The organism is Pseudomonas poae RE*1-1-14 (assembly GCF_000336465.1).
In the GTDB taxonomy this organism is placed as follows: Bacteria; Pseudomonadota; Gammaproteobacteria; order Pseudomonadales; family Pseudomonadaceae; genus Aquipseudomonas; species Aquipseudomonas poae.
Genome location: NC_020209.1, coordinates 4,259,550 through 4,272,746, shown reverse-complemented (window position 1 = coordinate 4,272,746; position 13,197 = coordinate 4,259,550). Strand labels below are relative to the sequence as shown.

12 protein-coding genes are annotated in these 13,197 nt (G+C 62.6%); 7 read left to right on the top strand and 5 right to left on the bottom strand.

What is annotated here, in order from left to right:
• Nucleotides 1–39: 39 nt before the first annotated feature.
• The 3 genes from H045_RS18720 to H045_RS18710 all read right to left on the bottom strand — a co-directional run bounded on the left by H045_RS18720 (nt 40) and on the right by H045_RS18710 (nt 3,042).
• Nucleotides 40–1,005 (bottom strand): L-carnitine dehydrogenase, encoded by a 966-nt coding sequence (locus H045_RS18720; RefSeq protein WP_015373140.1) that lies wholly within the window; start codon nt 1,003–1,005, stop codon nt 40–42.
• 138 nt (nt 1,006–1,143) lie between these two features.
• Nucleotides 1,144–2,031 (bottom strand): 3-dehydrocarnitine:acetyl-CoA trimethylamine transferase CdhC, encoded by an 888-nt coding sequence (gene cdhC / locus H045_RS18715; protein ID WP_003234465.1) that lies wholly within the window; start codon nt 2,029–2,031, stop codon nt 1,144–1,146.
• Nucleotides 2,032–2,103: 72 nt separating this feature from the next.
• Nucleotides 2,104–3,042, bottom strand: a complete 939-nt coding sequence (locus tag H045_RS18710; protein ID WP_003234464.1) for a choline ABC transporter substrate-binding protein — start codon at nt 3,040–3,042, stop codon at nt 2,104–2,106.
• 192 nt (nt 3,043–3,234) lie between these two features.
• On the opposite strand from H045_RS18710, the gene H045_RS18705 reads away from it, so the two are divergent.
• On the top strand, nt 3,235–4,179 hold the full coding sequence (locus H045_RS18705; protein ID WP_015373139.1) for a GlxA family transcriptional regulator: 945 nt from the start codon (nt 3,235–3,237) through the stop codon (nt 4,177–4,179).
• A gap of 84 nt (nt 4,180–4,263) precedes the next feature.
• Here the strand turns inward: H045_RS18705 and H045_RS18700 are convergent, their stop codons facing one another.
• On the bottom strand, nt 4,264–4,680 hold the full coding sequence (locus H045_RS18700) for a DUF3010 family protein (RefSeq protein WP_003234462.1): 417 nt from the start codon (nt 4,678–4,680) through the stop codon (nt 4,264–4,266).
• 40 nt (nt 4,681–4,720) lie between these two features.
• Nucleotides 4,721–5,122: a lysozyme inhibitor LprI family protein gene (locus H045_RS18695; RefSeq protein ID WP_003234461.1), complete on the bottom strand. Its 402-nt coding sequence runs from the start codon at nt 5,120–5,122 to the stop codon at nt 4,721–4,723.
• A gap of 219 nt (nt 5,123–5,341) precedes the next feature.
• On the opposite strand from H045_RS18695, the gene H045_RS18690 reads away from it, so the two are divergent.
• From H045_RS18690 to etfB, 6 genes are all read left to right on the top strand, one after another.
• Nucleotides 5,342–6,319, top strand: coding sequence for a dipeptidase (locus H045_RS18690; protein ID WP_015373138.1), 978 nt, complete (start codon nt 5,342–5,344; stop codon nt 6,317–6,319).
• Between the two features lie 52 nt (nt 6,320–6,371).
• Entirely contained in the window at nt 6,372–6,902 is a 531-nt protein-coding gene (locus H045_RS18685; RefSeq protein WP_003234458.1) for a DUF5943 domain-containing protein, read from the top strand.
• A gap of 15 nt (nt 6,903–6,917) precedes the next feature.
• Entirely contained in the window at nt 6,918–8,978 is a 2,061-nt protein-coding gene (gene dgcA / locus H045_RS18680) for a dimethylglycine demethylation protein DgcA (RefSeq protein ID WP_003234456.1), read from the top strand.
• Between the two features lie 167 nt (nt 8,979–9,145).
• Nucleotides 9,146–11,089 carry a dimethylglycine demethylation protein DgcB gene (gene dgcB, locus H045_RS18675; protein WP_015373137.1) on the top strand — a complete coding sequence of 648 codons (1,944 nt, stop codon included), beginning with the start codon at nt 9,146–9,148 and terminating at the stop codon, nt 11,087–11,089.
• The gene (gene etfA, locus H045_RS18670) at nt 11,089–12,309 is read left to right on the top strand and encodes an electron transfer flavoprotein subunit alpha (protein WP_015373136.1); all 1,221 of its coding nucleotides are present in this window, start codon (nt 11,089–11,091) and stop codon (nt 12,307–12,309) included. Before dgcB ends, etfA begins: the two co-directional genes overlap by 1 nt.
• A 10-nt stretch (nt 12,310–12,319) precedes the next feature.
• Entirely contained in the window at nt 12,320–13,090 is a 771-nt protein-coding gene (etfB, locus tag H045_RS18665) for an electron transfer flavoprotein subunit beta (RefSeq protein WP_003234450.1), read from the top strand.
• Nucleotides 13,091–13,197 lie beyond the last annotated feature (107 nt).

Sequence of the window (13,197 nt, the reverse complement as noted above, 5' to 3'; positions counted from 1 at the left end):
CAAAAATGTGGGAGCGAGCAAACCCGCTCCCACATTGGGTTATTCGGCGAAGGTCATGCCGTGTTTTGCCTTGGTGGTTTTCACCGCCTCAAGCACCGCCAGCAAGCAATCATCACGATAGCGCTCCAGCGCCGAAATGCTGTGTTTACCCAATTGATCGCGGGTGCCGTCGACCACATCGTCGATCAGCTTTTCGGTCAATTCCGGCGCGGGCAGGTAGGTCCACGGCAATTGCAGCGCCGGGCCGAACTGCGCCATGAAGTGCCGCATACCGGCATCGCCACCCGCCAGGGTGTAAGTAAGAAACGTGCCCATGAACGACCAGCGCAACCCTGCGCCAAAGCGAATCGCATCGTCGATCTCACCAGTGGTGGCCACGCCGTCATTCACCAGGTGCAGCGCCTCACGCCACAGCGCTTCGAGCAGGCGGTCGGCGATAAACCCGGGGACTTCCTTGCGCACATGCAGCGGGCGCATGCCGAGGCTTTCGTACACCTGAATCGCGGCCTGGATGGCTTCGGGCGCGGTGTTTTTGCCGCCGACCACTTCCACCAGCGGCAGCAGATACACCGGGTTGAACGGGTGCCCGACCACGCAACGCTGCGGGTGGGTCGAGCCCTCGTAGAACTCACTCGGCAACAGGCCCGATGTGCTGGAACCGATCAATGCATCGGGCCTGGCGGCTGCGCTGATCTTGCCGTGTAGTTCCAGTTTCAACGCCAGGCGTTCCGGGGCGCTTTCCTGGATGAAGTCGGCGTCTTTTACGCAGTCTTCGATAGTGGCGACAAAGCGAAGGCGATCCTGTGACGCACCCGGTGCCAGGCCCTGTTTCTCCAGGGCGCCCCAGGCATTGGCGACGCGTTTGCGCAGGGCGGCTTCTGCGCCGGGCGCCGGGTCCCAGGCCACCACATCGAGGCCGTGGGCCAGGGCACGGGACACCCAACCGCTGCCGATAACACCGCTGCCGAGGGCGGCGAAGGTTTTGATTTCAGTGATAAAGCTCATGTCAAATTCCTAAGGCGTTCGGTGATCAATGTGGGAGCTGGCTTGCCTGCGATAGCGGTGTTCCAGGTGAAGTATTCGGTGCAGATGTACCGCTATCGCGGGCAAGCCCGGCTCCCACAGGGTTTTGTGGTGTCTGAGTTAGCCGCGCTTGGTCAGGCCCATCTTGATTCGCCCTTCTGCCGGGGTCATGACACGGGCGCCCAGCCGGCTGAGGATTTCACTCGCGCGTTCCACAAGCTGGCCGTTGGTGGCCAGCACGCCCTTGTCCAGCCACAGATTGTCTTCCAATCCGACCCGCACATTGCCGCCCAGCAACACCGCCTGTGCTGCCATCGGCATCTGCATGCGGCCGATGCCGAAGCCGGCCCACACCGCGTCGGCTGGCAGATTGTCGACCATGGCTTTCATGGTGGTGGTGTCGGCCGGCGCGCCCCACGGGATGCCCAGGCACAGTTGAAACAGTGGGTTGTCGAGCAGGCCTTCCTTGATCAGTTGCTTGGCGAACCACAGGTGGCCGGTGTCGAAGATCTCAAGCTCTGCCTTGACGCCCAGCTCCTGGATGCGTTTTGCACCCGCGCGCAATTGCGCCGGGGTGGACACGTAAATGGTGTCGCCGTCGCCGAAATTGAGGGTGCCGCAGTCCAGGGTGCAGATCTCCGGCAGCAGTTGTTCGACGTGGGCCAGGCGGGTCAACGGGCCGACCAGGTCGGTGTTGGGGCCGAACGCCATCGGATTCTCGCCGCCGCCGATCTCCAGGTCGCCGCCCATGCCGGCGGTGAGGTTGACGATGATGTCGATGTCGGCTTCGCGGATGCGCTCCATGACTTCGCGGTACAGCGCCACGTCGCGGCTGAACTTGCCGCTGTGCGGGTCGCGCACGTGACAGTGCACCACCGTGGCGCCGGCCTTGGCGGCCTCCACCGCTGCGGCGGCGATCTGTTTGGGGGTGACCGGCACGTGGGGGCTGCGGCGGGTCGTGTCGCCAGCACCGGTGAGTGCGCAGGTGATGATGACGTCGTGGTTCATGGTGCGGTTCCTTACAGGCGTGGTGGTCCGTTCGCGGTCGAAAGCGACCGCGAAACGGTGATTGAAAGCGGGTTATTGACCGGTCAGTTGCAGATTGGCCGCAGCCGGTTTGCCGTCGAAGGTGGTCACGCCTTCGAGCCAGCGTGCCTGGTCCTGCGGGTGGTCCTTGAGCCACTGCCGGGCGGACGCGAGAGGATCCTTGTGATCCAGCAGCGGCTGCATCATCCGGCTCTCGTCGGCGGCGGTGAAGGTCAGGTTGGTCAGCAGCTTGTGCACGTTGGGGCACTGTTGGGCATAGGTCGGCGAGGTGACGGTCCACACGCTTGCCATGCCCTCGTTCGGCCCCAGGGCGTCGTCGCTGCCGCTGAGGTAAGTCATGGCAATGTTGACGTTCATCGGGTGCGGCGCCCAGCCGAAGAACACCACGGCTTCCTTGCGACGCACCGCGCGGTCGACGGCAGCGAGCATGCCGGCTTCGCTGGATTCCACCAGTTGGAACTTGCCCAGGCCGAACTGGTTCTTGGCGATCATCGCCTTGATCTGCGTGTTGGCGCCCGAGCCTGGCTCGATGCCATAGAGCTTGCCGCCCAGTTCTTTTTCGAATTTGGCAATGTCGGCGAAGGTTTTCAGGCCCTTGTCGGCCAGGTACGTCGGCACGGCGAGGGTGGCGCGAGCGTCTTCCAGCGAGGGTTTGTCGAGAACCTTGACCTGCTGGGCGTCGACGAACGGCGTGATGGTCTGGGTCATCAGCGGGTTCCAGTAGCCCAGGAACAGATCCAGGCGCCGGTCGCGGATGCCGGCGAAGATGATCTGCTGGGAGGCGCTGGTCTGCTTGGTCGTGTAGCCGAGGCCATCGAGCAGCACCTGGGTCATGGCGCTGGTGGCGATCACATCGGTCCAGTTCACCACGCCCATGCGCACGTTCTGGCAGGACGCTGCGTCGGCCGCGAACACGTGTGTACTCAAGAGGGCGCTCAGGGCGAGCGCATAGCGGCTGATCTGTCGTTTCATGGTGGGGGCCTCGGCAGCTCGTTATTGTGGGGGCCGGCGTCTTTGTGCACCGTGACGCCACGTTACGGATCTTCGGCGCGCACAAAACGCACAGCGGCGACCGGTGCTTGCACTGCAGCGACCTGCCCCCTTGAAACCGCCCGGCAACGGGAGTATCACAGTGCCATTTAGCCTGCCGACGAGCGCGCCACCATGTCCCAGGATTTCTACTTCTTGCTGATGCCCGGCTTCTCCGCCATCGGCTTCATCTCCGCGCTGGAACCGCTGCGGGTGGCCAACCGCTTTCGCGGCGAGCTGTACCGCTGGCACATACTGAGCGCCGACGGCGGTGCGGTGCTGGCGAGCAACGGCATGTCGGTCAACGCCGACGCCGCGCTGGAACCGCTGAACAAAGGCGCGACGCTGTTGGTGGTGGCCGGCTTCGAACCGCTGCAGTTCGCCACGCCCGCCCTGGAACACTGGCTGCGCCGCCTCGACCATGACGGCGTAACCCTGGGCGCCATCGACACCGGCGCCTGCGTGCTGGCCGAAGCCGGCCTGCTCGACGGCCACCGCGTGACGCTGCACTGGGAAGCCATCGATGCCTTCAAAGAGTCGTACCCGCACCTGAGCGTGACCCAGGAGCTGTTCGAAATCGACCGCCGCCGCATCACCTGCGCCGGCGGCACCGCCTCCATCGACCTGATGCTCGACCTGATCGCCCAGGCCCACGGCCCCGACCTTGCGATCCAGGTCTCCGAACAGTTCGTGCTCGGCCGCATCCGCCCGCGCAAAGACCACCAGCGCATGCAGATCGCCACGCGCTACGGCATCAACAACAAGAAATTGGTGCAGGTCATCGGCGAGATGGAGCAACACACCGAACCGCCGCTAAGCACATTGGCCTTGGCCGAAGCCATCAAGGTGACGCGCCGCCAGCTGGAACGGCTGTTTCGCCTGCACCTGAACGACACCCCGAGCAACTTCTACCTCGGCCTGCGCCTGGAAAAAGCCCGGCAGCTATTGCGCCAGAGCGGCATGAGTGTTTTGGAAGTGAGCATTGCGTGCGGGTTTGAGTCGCCGTCGTATTTCACCCGTAGCTACAGAGCGCGGTTTGCCAAGTGCCCAAGAGAGGATCGGCGACGAGAGGTGGTTTGATCGTTTTTTAGTCAATTATAGTCGCGACCATAATTTATAGTCGTTTCCATAATTGGGTATAAAAGCGGCCAAATGTGTTGTTGCTTATTTTTTCACCAGGGCAGAGCACGCGGCTTTGTAGGCCTCATGCTGATACTTGTTCAGCGTCGCCGGCAGCTCAAAGGTGTGTTTTTTGTTCTGCGCATTTATGGTCTGCGGCGACAGCAGCGTCACCTCAACACCCTCTAGTAGCTGAAACACCCCTTCAATCTTGAACGTGGTCGGGCCACCGGCAAACTCGCCTTTCTTGCTGCGCTTCTTGATCGCGATGCGGCTGATGGCGTTAGCCTGCACAAACGCCTGCACCTGGGCGGCGAAGGCTTTGACGTTGGCGGCTTCATCGTCATCTTCCAGCGCGATTTTCTTGGTGGAGAGGGCCACATGGGTCAGCGCCTGGTTATCCAGTGAGGCGACCGCGATGATGGCTTCGCTGCCTTTGATTTCGATGCCGCAAATAGTCATGAATAGCCCTGGATGAGATCAAGTTGGCGCAGATTGTCGCTTATTCCTGCCCAATCGACTCCAAAAACTCTGACCGTTCATCACTCATCCGCGCCAGGCAATCATTCTGCGCAATCGCATACGCCTTGCTGCCGGTGACCGCCGGGAAGGTGTCCACGGCGCAGTCGGCGTCGCGCAGTTTTTCCCATTTCTGCTGGGCGTCCTTCAGACGGGCGGTAATGTCGGCCAGTTTGGTCTTGTCGCTGCCGTAGGTCGAACCCATGCGATCGAGCAGGCCCTGATAGTTGTCCTTGAGCAATTGCTCAGCGGTGGTCTTGTTGTAGGTGGCGCAGGCCAGGGTCTGCTGGTCGTTTTCGATGCCGTCGCACGGCGTGCTGTCGGTGTCTTCGGCGGCGTGGACGCCGGTTGCGATGAGTGCCAAAGCCAGGAAAATCGATTTCATTGCGCCGTCTCATATCAGGTGATGGCCGGATTCTGGCTCAAGCGTAAGACAAAGAACAGCCGCCAGTCAGGCGTGTCTGTACAGCCTTTGTCGCGGATTGACGCTTTCGGCAATTCCCCTGTCGTTTTTGCACCCGGTCCGTTCAGCCCCGGGGCATATGCTGGCCCCAAAGCGCCGGCAGACGATTCGGCGCATGAATCGCCAATAAGGGGACGCCTGATGAGCCCAGCCGAGTTGCACGCCGACAGCATCGTTATCGACGGTCTGATTATTGCCAAGTGGAACCGCGACCTGTTCGAAGACATGCGCAAGGGTGGCCTCACCGCCGCCAACTGCACGGTGTCGGTGTGGGAAGGCTTCCAGGCCACGATCAACAACATCGTGGCCAGCCAGACCCTGATCCGCGAGAACAGCGACCTGGTGATCCCGGTAAAAACCACCGCCGATATCCGTAAAGCCAAGGAGCAGGGCAAGACCGGCATCATCTTCGGCTTCCAGAATGCCCACGCCTTTGAAGACCAGTTGGGCTACGTCGAGATCTTCAAGCAGCTCGGCGTGGGTGTGGTGCAGATGTGCTACAACACCCAGAACCTGGTGGGCACCGGCTGCTACGAGCGCGACGGCGGCCTGTCCGGTTTTGGTCGTGAGATCGTCGGCGAGATGAACCGCGTCGGCATCATGTGCGACCTGTCCCACGTCGGCTCCAAGACCAGCGAAGAAGTCATCCTCGAATCGAAAAAACCGGTGTGCTACTCCCACTGCCTGCCGTCCGGCCTTAAAGAGCACCCGCGCAACAAGTCCGATGAAGAACTCAAGTTCATTGCCGACCATGGCGGTTTTGTCGGTGTGACCATGTTCGCGCCGTTCCTAGCCAAGGGCATCGATTCGACCATCGACGACTACGCCGAAGCCATCGAATACACCATGAACATCGTCGGCGAAGACGCCATCGGTATCGGCACCGACTTCACCCAAGGCCACGGCCAGGATTTCTTCGAAATGCTGACCCATGACAAGGGCTACGCCCGCCGCCTGACCAGCTTCGGCAAGATCATCAACCCGCTGGGCATCCGCACCGTGGGCGAATTCCCCAACCTCACCGAGACCCTGCTCAAACGCGGCCACAGCGAACGCGTGGTGCGCAAGATCATGGGCGAGAACTGGGTCAACGTCTTGAAGGACGTCTGGGGCGAATAAGCCAGACACCCACCGGCTACACCACTACGAATTTTTCTGGAGTTAAGTTTCCATGGCCAAGATCGCCCCGCAATTGCCTATCGAAGTCGACAGCGAAACCGGTGTCTGGACCTCCGACGCCCTGCCGATGCTGTACGTGCCGCGTCATTTCTTCGTCAACAACCACATGGGTATCGAAGAAGTGCTGGGCGCCGACGCCTACGCCGAGATCCTCTACAAGGCCGGCTACAAATCCGCCTGGCACTGGTGTGAAAAGGAAGCCGAATGCCACGGCCTGGAAGGCGTCGCCGTGTTCGAACACTACATGAAGCGCCTGTCGCAACGCGGCTGGGGCCTGTTCAAGATCCAGGATATCGATCTGGACAAAGGCACCGCCAGCGTCAAGCTGGAACACTCGGCCTTCGTCTACGTGTATGGCAAGGTCGGGCGCAAAGTGGACTACATGTTCACCGGCTGGTTTGCCGGCGCCATGGACCAGATCCTTCAAGCCCGTGGCAGCAAGATTCGCACTGTGGCCGAACAAGTCTACGGAGGCTCCGAAGAGGGTCACGAAGATGGCTTGTTCACCGTCAAGCCGTTGTAAGCCGAGGACCGTGCCATGGCTTTCGAAGCAATGTTCGCGCCGATTCAGATCGGCAAACTGACCATCCGCAACCGCGTGCTCAGTACCGCCCACGCCGAGGTGTATGCCACCGACGGCGGCATGACCACTGACCGCTATGTGAAGTATTACGAAGAGAAAGCCAAGGGCGGTATCGGCCTGGCAATCTGCGGCGGCTCCTCGGTGGTGGCCATCGACAGCCCGCAGGAATGGTGGAGCTCGGTGAACCTGTCCACCGACCGCATCATCCCGCACTTCCAGAACCTGGCCGACGCCATGCACAAGCATGGCGCCAAGATCATGATCCAGATTACCCACATGGGCCGTCGCTCGCGCTGGGACGGTTTCAACTGGCCGACCCTGATGTCGCCATCCGGCGTGCGTGAGCCAGTGCACCGCGCCACCTGCAAGACTATCGAGCCCGAAGAAATCTGGCGCGTGATCGGTAATTACGCCCAGGCCGCGCGCCGTGCCAAGGCCGGTGGCCTGGACGGGGTGGAACTGTCTGCCGTGCACCAGCACATGATCGACCAGTTCTGGAGCCCGCGCGTCAACAAGCGCACCGATGAATGGGGCGGCACTTTTGAAGGCCGCATGAAGTTCGGCCTGGAAGTGCTCAAGGCCGTGCGCGCCGAAGTGGGCGACGACTTCTGCGTGGGCATGCGCCTGTGCGGCGACGAGTTCCACCCGGACGGCCTGTCCCACGAAGACATGAAGCAGATCGCCAAGTATTACGACGACACTGGCATGCTCGATTTCATCGGCGTGGTGGGCTCGGGGTGTGATACCCACAACACCCTGGCCAACGTGATCCCCAACATGAGCTACCCGCCGGAGCCATTCCTGCACCTGGCGGCCGGCATCAAGGAAGTGGTCAAGGTTCCGGTGCTGCACGCACAGAACATCAAGGACCCGAACCAGGCCACGCGCATCCTCGAAGGCGGCTACGTGGACATGGTCGGCATGACCCGTGCACACATCGCCGACCCGCACCTGATCGCCAAGATCAAGATGGGCCAGATCGACCAGATCAAGCAGTGCGTGGGCGCCAACTATTGCATCGACCGCCAGTACCAGGGGCTGGACGTGCTGTGCATCCAGAACGCCGCCACCTCCCGTGAATACATGGGCGTGCCGCACATCATCGAAAAATCCACCGGGCCCAAGCGCAAAGTCGTGGTAGTGGGTGCCGGCCCTGCCGGGATGGAAGCCGCGCGCGTGGCGGCCGAACGTGGCCACGACGTGACTCTGTTCGAGAAGAAGGAATTCATCGGCGGGCAGATCACCACCGCGTCCAAAGCGCCGCAGCGTGACCAGATTGCCGGTATCACCCGCTGGTTCCAGCTGGAGCTGGCGCGCTTGAAAGTCGACCTGCGCCTGGGCGTGGCCGCCGACGCCGACACCATTCTCGACCTGCGCCCTGACGTGGTAGTGCTGGCGGTGGGCGGGCATCCGTTTATCGAGCAGAACGAACACTGGGGCGCCGCCGAAGGCCTGGTGGTGAGCAGCTGGGACGTGCTCGACGGCAAGGTTGCGCCGGGCAAGAACGTGCTGGTCTACGACACCATCTGTGAATTCACCGGCATGTCGGTGGCGGACTTTTTGGCCGACAAAGGCTGCCAGGTGGAGATCGTCACCGACGACATCAAGCCGGGCGTAGCGATTGGCGGCACGTCATTCCCCACCTACTACCGCAGCATGTACCCCAAAGAAGTGATCATGACCGGCGACATGATGCTGGAAAAGGTCTACCGCGAGGGCGACAAGCTGGTGGCAGTGCTGGAGAACGAATACACCGGCGCCAAAGAGGAGCGGGTGGTGGACCAGGTGGTGGTCGAGAACGGCGTGCGTCCGGACGAAGCCATTTACTACGGGCTCAAGGAAGGGTCGCGCAACAAGGGCCAGATCGATGTCGAAGCCTTGTTTGCGATCAAGCCGCAGCCTTGCTTGAGCGAAGCGGGCGAGGGGTACTTGCTGTTCCGCATCGGTGACTGTGTGGCGCAGCGAAATACCCATGCCGCCATCTATGACGCCCTGCGCTTGTGCAAGGATTTCTGATCCAACACTGAACCAATGTGGAAACCGGTCAATGTGGGAGCCGGGCTTGCCCGCGATGCAGGCGACTCGGTGTTGAGTGATACCGAGGCGATGCCATCGCAGGCAAGCCAGCTCCCACATTAAACCGGTTCCCATGCAAGTCCCGTGTGGTCTTTGGGAGCTTCACCATGTTGAACACCCTTCTTCCCATCCTGCTTTTCGCCGCCTTGGGCCTTGCCGTCCTCGGCGCCCTGCGCCGGGCAAACATGTGGCGCCGTGGCCGCGCATCCAAGGTCGACCTGCTCGGCGGCCTGCTGGCCATGCCCAAGCGCTACATGGTCGACCTGCACCACGTGGTCGCCCGCGACAAATACATCGCCAACACCCACGTCGCCACGGCGCTGGGCTTTGTGCTGTCGGCGCTGCTGGCGATCGTGGTGCACGGGTTTGGCCTGCAAAATCGCATTCTCGGCTACGCCTTGCTGCTGGCCTCGACCTTGATGTTTGTCGGCGCCATCTTTATGTACCTGCGTCGCCGCAACCCGCCTGCACGCCTGTCGAAAGGCCCGTGGATGCGCCTGCCAAAAAGCCTGCTGGCGTTCTCGGTGAGTTTTTTCCTCGTCACCTTGCCGGTGGCCGGGATTCTGCCAGCCGACTTCGGCGGCTGGCTGCTGGCCGCGCTGCTGAGTGTGGGCGTGGCGTGGGGCGTGTCCGAGATGTTCTTCGGCATGACCTGGGGCGGCCCGATGAAACACGCCTTCGCCGGTGCCCTGCACCTGGCCTGGCACCGCCGCGCCGAACGCTTTGGCGGCGGGCGCTCCACCGGCTTGAAGCCGCTGGACCTGACGGACAAAAGCGTGCCCCTGGGCGTGGAAAAGCCCAAGGATTTCACCTGGAACCAACTGCTCGGTTTCGACGCCTGCGTGCAGTGCGGCAAGTGCGAAGCGGCGTGCCCGGCCTTTGCTGCCGGCCAACCGCTGAACCCGAAAAAGCTGATCCAGGACATGGTGGTCGGCCTGGCGGGTGGCACCGATGCAAAATTCGCCGGCAGTCCCTATCCAGGCAAACCGGTGGGCGAACACAGCGGCAACCCGCATCAACCCATCGTCAACGGCCTGGTGGATGCCGAGACCCTGTGGTCGTGCACCACCTGCCGCGCTTGCGTGGAAGAGTGCCCGATGATGATCGAGCACGTGGATGCCATCGTCGACATGCGCCGCCACCTCACCCTGGAAAAGGGCGCCACGCCGAACAAGGGCGCTGAAGTACTCGAAAACCTGATCGCCACCGACAACCCTGGCGGTTTCGCCCCGGGCGGTCGCCTTAACTGGGCGGCGGACCTGAACCTGCCGCTGCTCAGCGAAAAGGCCAGCTGCGATGTGCTGTTCTGGGTCGGCGACGGCGCCTTCGATATGCGCAACCAGCGCACCCTGCGTGCCTTCGTCAAAGTGCTGAAGGCCGCCAAGGTGGACTTCGCCGTGCTCGGCCTGGAAGAACGCGACAGCGGCGACGTGGCCAGGCGCCTGGGCGACGAAGCGACCTTCCAGTTGCTGGCGACACGCAATATCCAGACGCTGGAAAAGTACTGCTTCAAGCGCATCGTCACCTGCGACCCGCACAGTTTCCACGTACTCAAAAACGAATACGGCGCCTTCAATGGCAACTATCAGGTGCAGCATCACAGCACCTTCATGGCCGAGCTGACCGATGCGGGCGCGCTTAACCTGGGCCAGCACAAGGGCAACAGCGTGACTTACCACGACCCTTGCTACCTGGGCCGCTATAACGGCGAGTACGAGGCGCCGCGTCAGGTGCTGCGTGCGCTGGGCATCGAGGTCAAGGAGATGCAACGCTCGGGCTTTCGCTCACGCTGTTGCGGCGGCGGTGGCGGTGCGCCGATCACTGACATTCCCGGCAAGCAACGGATCCCGGACATGCGCATGGACGACATTCGCGAGACCGGCGCCGAACTGGTCGCCGTGGGCTGCCCGCAATGCACGGCGATGCTTGAAGGCGTGGTCGAACCGCGGCCGCTGATCAAGGACATCGCCGAATTGGTGGCTGACGCGTTGCTGGAAGACGCGGCACCGACCAAAGCCCCTTTAAAACGTGAACCTGCGGAGGTGCATTGATGAGCGACATTATCCGCCGCGACCCACGGGCCGAATGGATCGCCCGCAACCGCCTGCATCCCTTGCACGCGGCCATGCAGCCTGCGCAGCAGAGTTGGATGGGCCCGAACGGCGTCATGCGCAAGAACGTGCATGGCGTGGGCTTTATTGGCCCCAACGGCATCAAGCGCATCGACCGCAGCGGCGCCCAGCAGGGCGGCGCGGCCAAGCGTACGGCGGCAGTGGACGTGCAGTTGCCGTTGCACCGGATTGCCGAGCCTGCGTTTTACATCAACGTGGTGCCAGACATGGTCGGCGGCCGCCTGAGCAGTCACGACCGCGACTTGCTCGGCCTGGCGCGGCAAATGGCCGGCCACGACGGCGCGGTGCTGGCCGTGGTGTTTGGCGAGCACAAGGAAAGCGCCTTCGCCACGGCTGGCGTCGACCGCCTGCTGGTGCTGGACGGTTCCGAATTCGACGGTTATTCACCGGAGCAACGGGTGCAGGGCTTGCGTGCTGTGGATAACCAGTTCAACCCACGTCACTGGTTGCTGCCCGACAGCCGTAGCGGCGGTGGTGAGCTGGGCCGACGCTTTGCCGCCAGCCTCAAGGAGCGTCCGGCCACGCGCGTGTGGCAGGTCAAGGACGAACAGTGCATCGGCCGTGCCGGCGCGGGCCAGCAGGATGTGGCGCGACCGGTGCCGCGCCTGATTCTCGCCGCTGTGGAATGCGCTGAACCGGTCAGCGACACACGGCATGAAGTGTTACCCGTGGAGTTATCCACAACCCTGGCGCGCAGCCTGCCACGTATCGAAGATTTGGGCGCGGTGGCGGTGGATCCGGCGGCGATTCCCATGGCCGAAGCCGAATTCATTTTCTCCGGCGGCAATGGGGTCAAGGACTGGGCGCTGTTTCACCAGACCGCCGCCGCACTCGGCGCCACCGAAGGCGCATCCCGAGTGGCGGTGGACGATGGCTTCATGGCGCGGGATCGCCAGGTCGGCGCCAGCGGCACCTGGGTCACGGCGCGGGTGTATGTGGCCGTGGGTATTTCCGGGGCGATCCAGCATCTGCAGGGCATCGGTGCCTGCGACAAGGTGGTGGCGATCAACCTCGATCCGGGTTGCGACATGATCAAGCGGGCCGACCTGTCAGTGATCGGCGAAAGCGCCGCGATTCTGCAAGCCTTGATCGTTGCGGTCGACACCTACCGCAATGGCGCCAAGCGCGATGCAGCTTAAGGATATGGCCATGACGAGCAATGTAATCAGCCTGGTGTCCATCGGCGCCCACCCCACCTCAGGGCGCGCGCGCCGCGCCGAGCAGGACGCCCGCGCCGTCGAACTGGGCCTGCAACTGGCTGGGGATAAGTTGCAGGTGCTGCACGCCGGCAATATTCAGGAACCGACCTTGCGCAGCTACCTGGGCATGGGTTTGCCGCAGTTGCACGTGCTGGAGCAGCCCGCCGGCGCCGATGCGCTGCCGGTGCTCAGTGATTATTTACGCGATGCCGGCGCCCAGGTTGTGCTTACCGGCAGCCAGGCGGAGACCGGCGAAGGCTCGGGGATGCTGCCGTTCCTGCTGGCCGAGCAATTGGGCTGGCCGCTGATTGTGGGCCTCGCGCAGGTTGAGTCCATCGACGGCGGTGTGGCCCATGTGCTGCAAGCCTTGCCCCGTGGCCAGCGGCGCCGCTTGAAAGTGCGTTTGCCGTTTCTGGCGACTGTGGATAACGCCGCGCCCAAGCCACGGCAAAGCGCTTACGGCCCGGCGCAGCGCGGCGAGCTGGCGGCCCATGAGGTTGAAATCGAAGAAGACGAGTTATTCACAGGCGCGGTGCTGCAACCGGCCAAGCCACGGCCCAAGCGCCTTAAGGTGATCAAGGCCAAGAGCGGCGCGGACCGTATGAAGGCGGCGACGGCCAAGGCCAGTGGGGGCGGTGGGCAAGTGCTCAAGGGCCTCAGCCCGGAGGCCGGTGCCGAAGCCATCCTCAAGCTGCTCATAGAAGAAGGCGTCGTACGCTAAACACAATGTGGGAGGGGCGGTGCAACGATTCGACTTGCCCCCTCCCACAGTTTTTTTGGTGTGTCCGGTTTACCCACAATGCCTGTTAGCCTGCGTGTGGATAAGAT

What these genes read in the sequence shown, in the direction of transcription:
- etfB (WP_003234450.1), top strand. Translation starts at nt 12,320, where the DNA reads ATGACGAGCAATGTAATCAGCCTGGTGTCCATCGGCGCCCACCCCACC.
- H045_RS18700 (WP_003234462.1), bottom strand. Translation starts at nt 4,680, where the DNA reads ATGACTATTTGCGGCATCGAAATCAAAGGCAGCGAAGCCATCATCGCG.
- H045_RS18685 (WP_003234458.1), top strand. Translation starts at nt 6,372, where the DNA reads ATGGCCAAGATCGCCCCGCAATTGCCTATCGAAGTCGACAGCGAAACC.
- dgcA (WP_003234456.1), top strand. Translation starts at nt 6,918, where the DNA reads ATGGCTTTCGAAGCAATGTTCGCGCCGATTCAGATCGGCAAACTGACC.
- H045_RS18695 (WP_003234461.1), bottom strand. Translation starts at nt 5,122, where the DNA reads ATGAAATCGATTTTCCTGGCTTTGGCACTCATCGCAACCGGCGTCCAC.
- H045_RS18690 (WP_015373138.1), top strand. Translation starts at nt 5,342, where the DNA reads ATGAGCCCAGCCGAGTTGCACGCCGACAGCATCGTTATCGACGGTCTG.
- dgcB (WP_015373137.1), top strand. Translation starts at nt 9,146, where the DNA reads ATGTTGAACACCCTTCTTCCCATCCTGCTTTTCGCCGCCTTGGGCCTT.
- H045_RS18705 (WP_015373139.1), top strand. Translation starts at nt 3,235, where the DNA reads ATGTCCCAGGATTTCTACTTCTTGCTGATGCCCGGCTTCTCCGCCATC.
- cdhC (WP_003234465.1), bottom strand. Translation starts at nt 2,031, where the DNA reads ATGAACCACGACGTCATCATCACCTGCGCACTCACCGGTGCTGGCGAC.
- H045_RS18720 (WP_015373140.1), bottom strand. Translation starts at nt 1,005, where the DNA reads ATGAGCTTTATCACTGAAATCAAAACCTTCGCCGCCCTCGGCAGCGGT.
- etfA (WP_015373136.1), top strand. Translation starts at nt 11,089, where the DNA reads ATGAGCGACATTATCCGCCGCGACCCACGGGCCGAATGGATCGCCCGC.
- H045_RS18710 (WP_003234464.1), bottom strand. Translation starts at nt 3,042, where the DNA reads ATGAAACGACAGATCAGCCGCTATGCGCTCGCCCTGAGCGCCCTCTTG.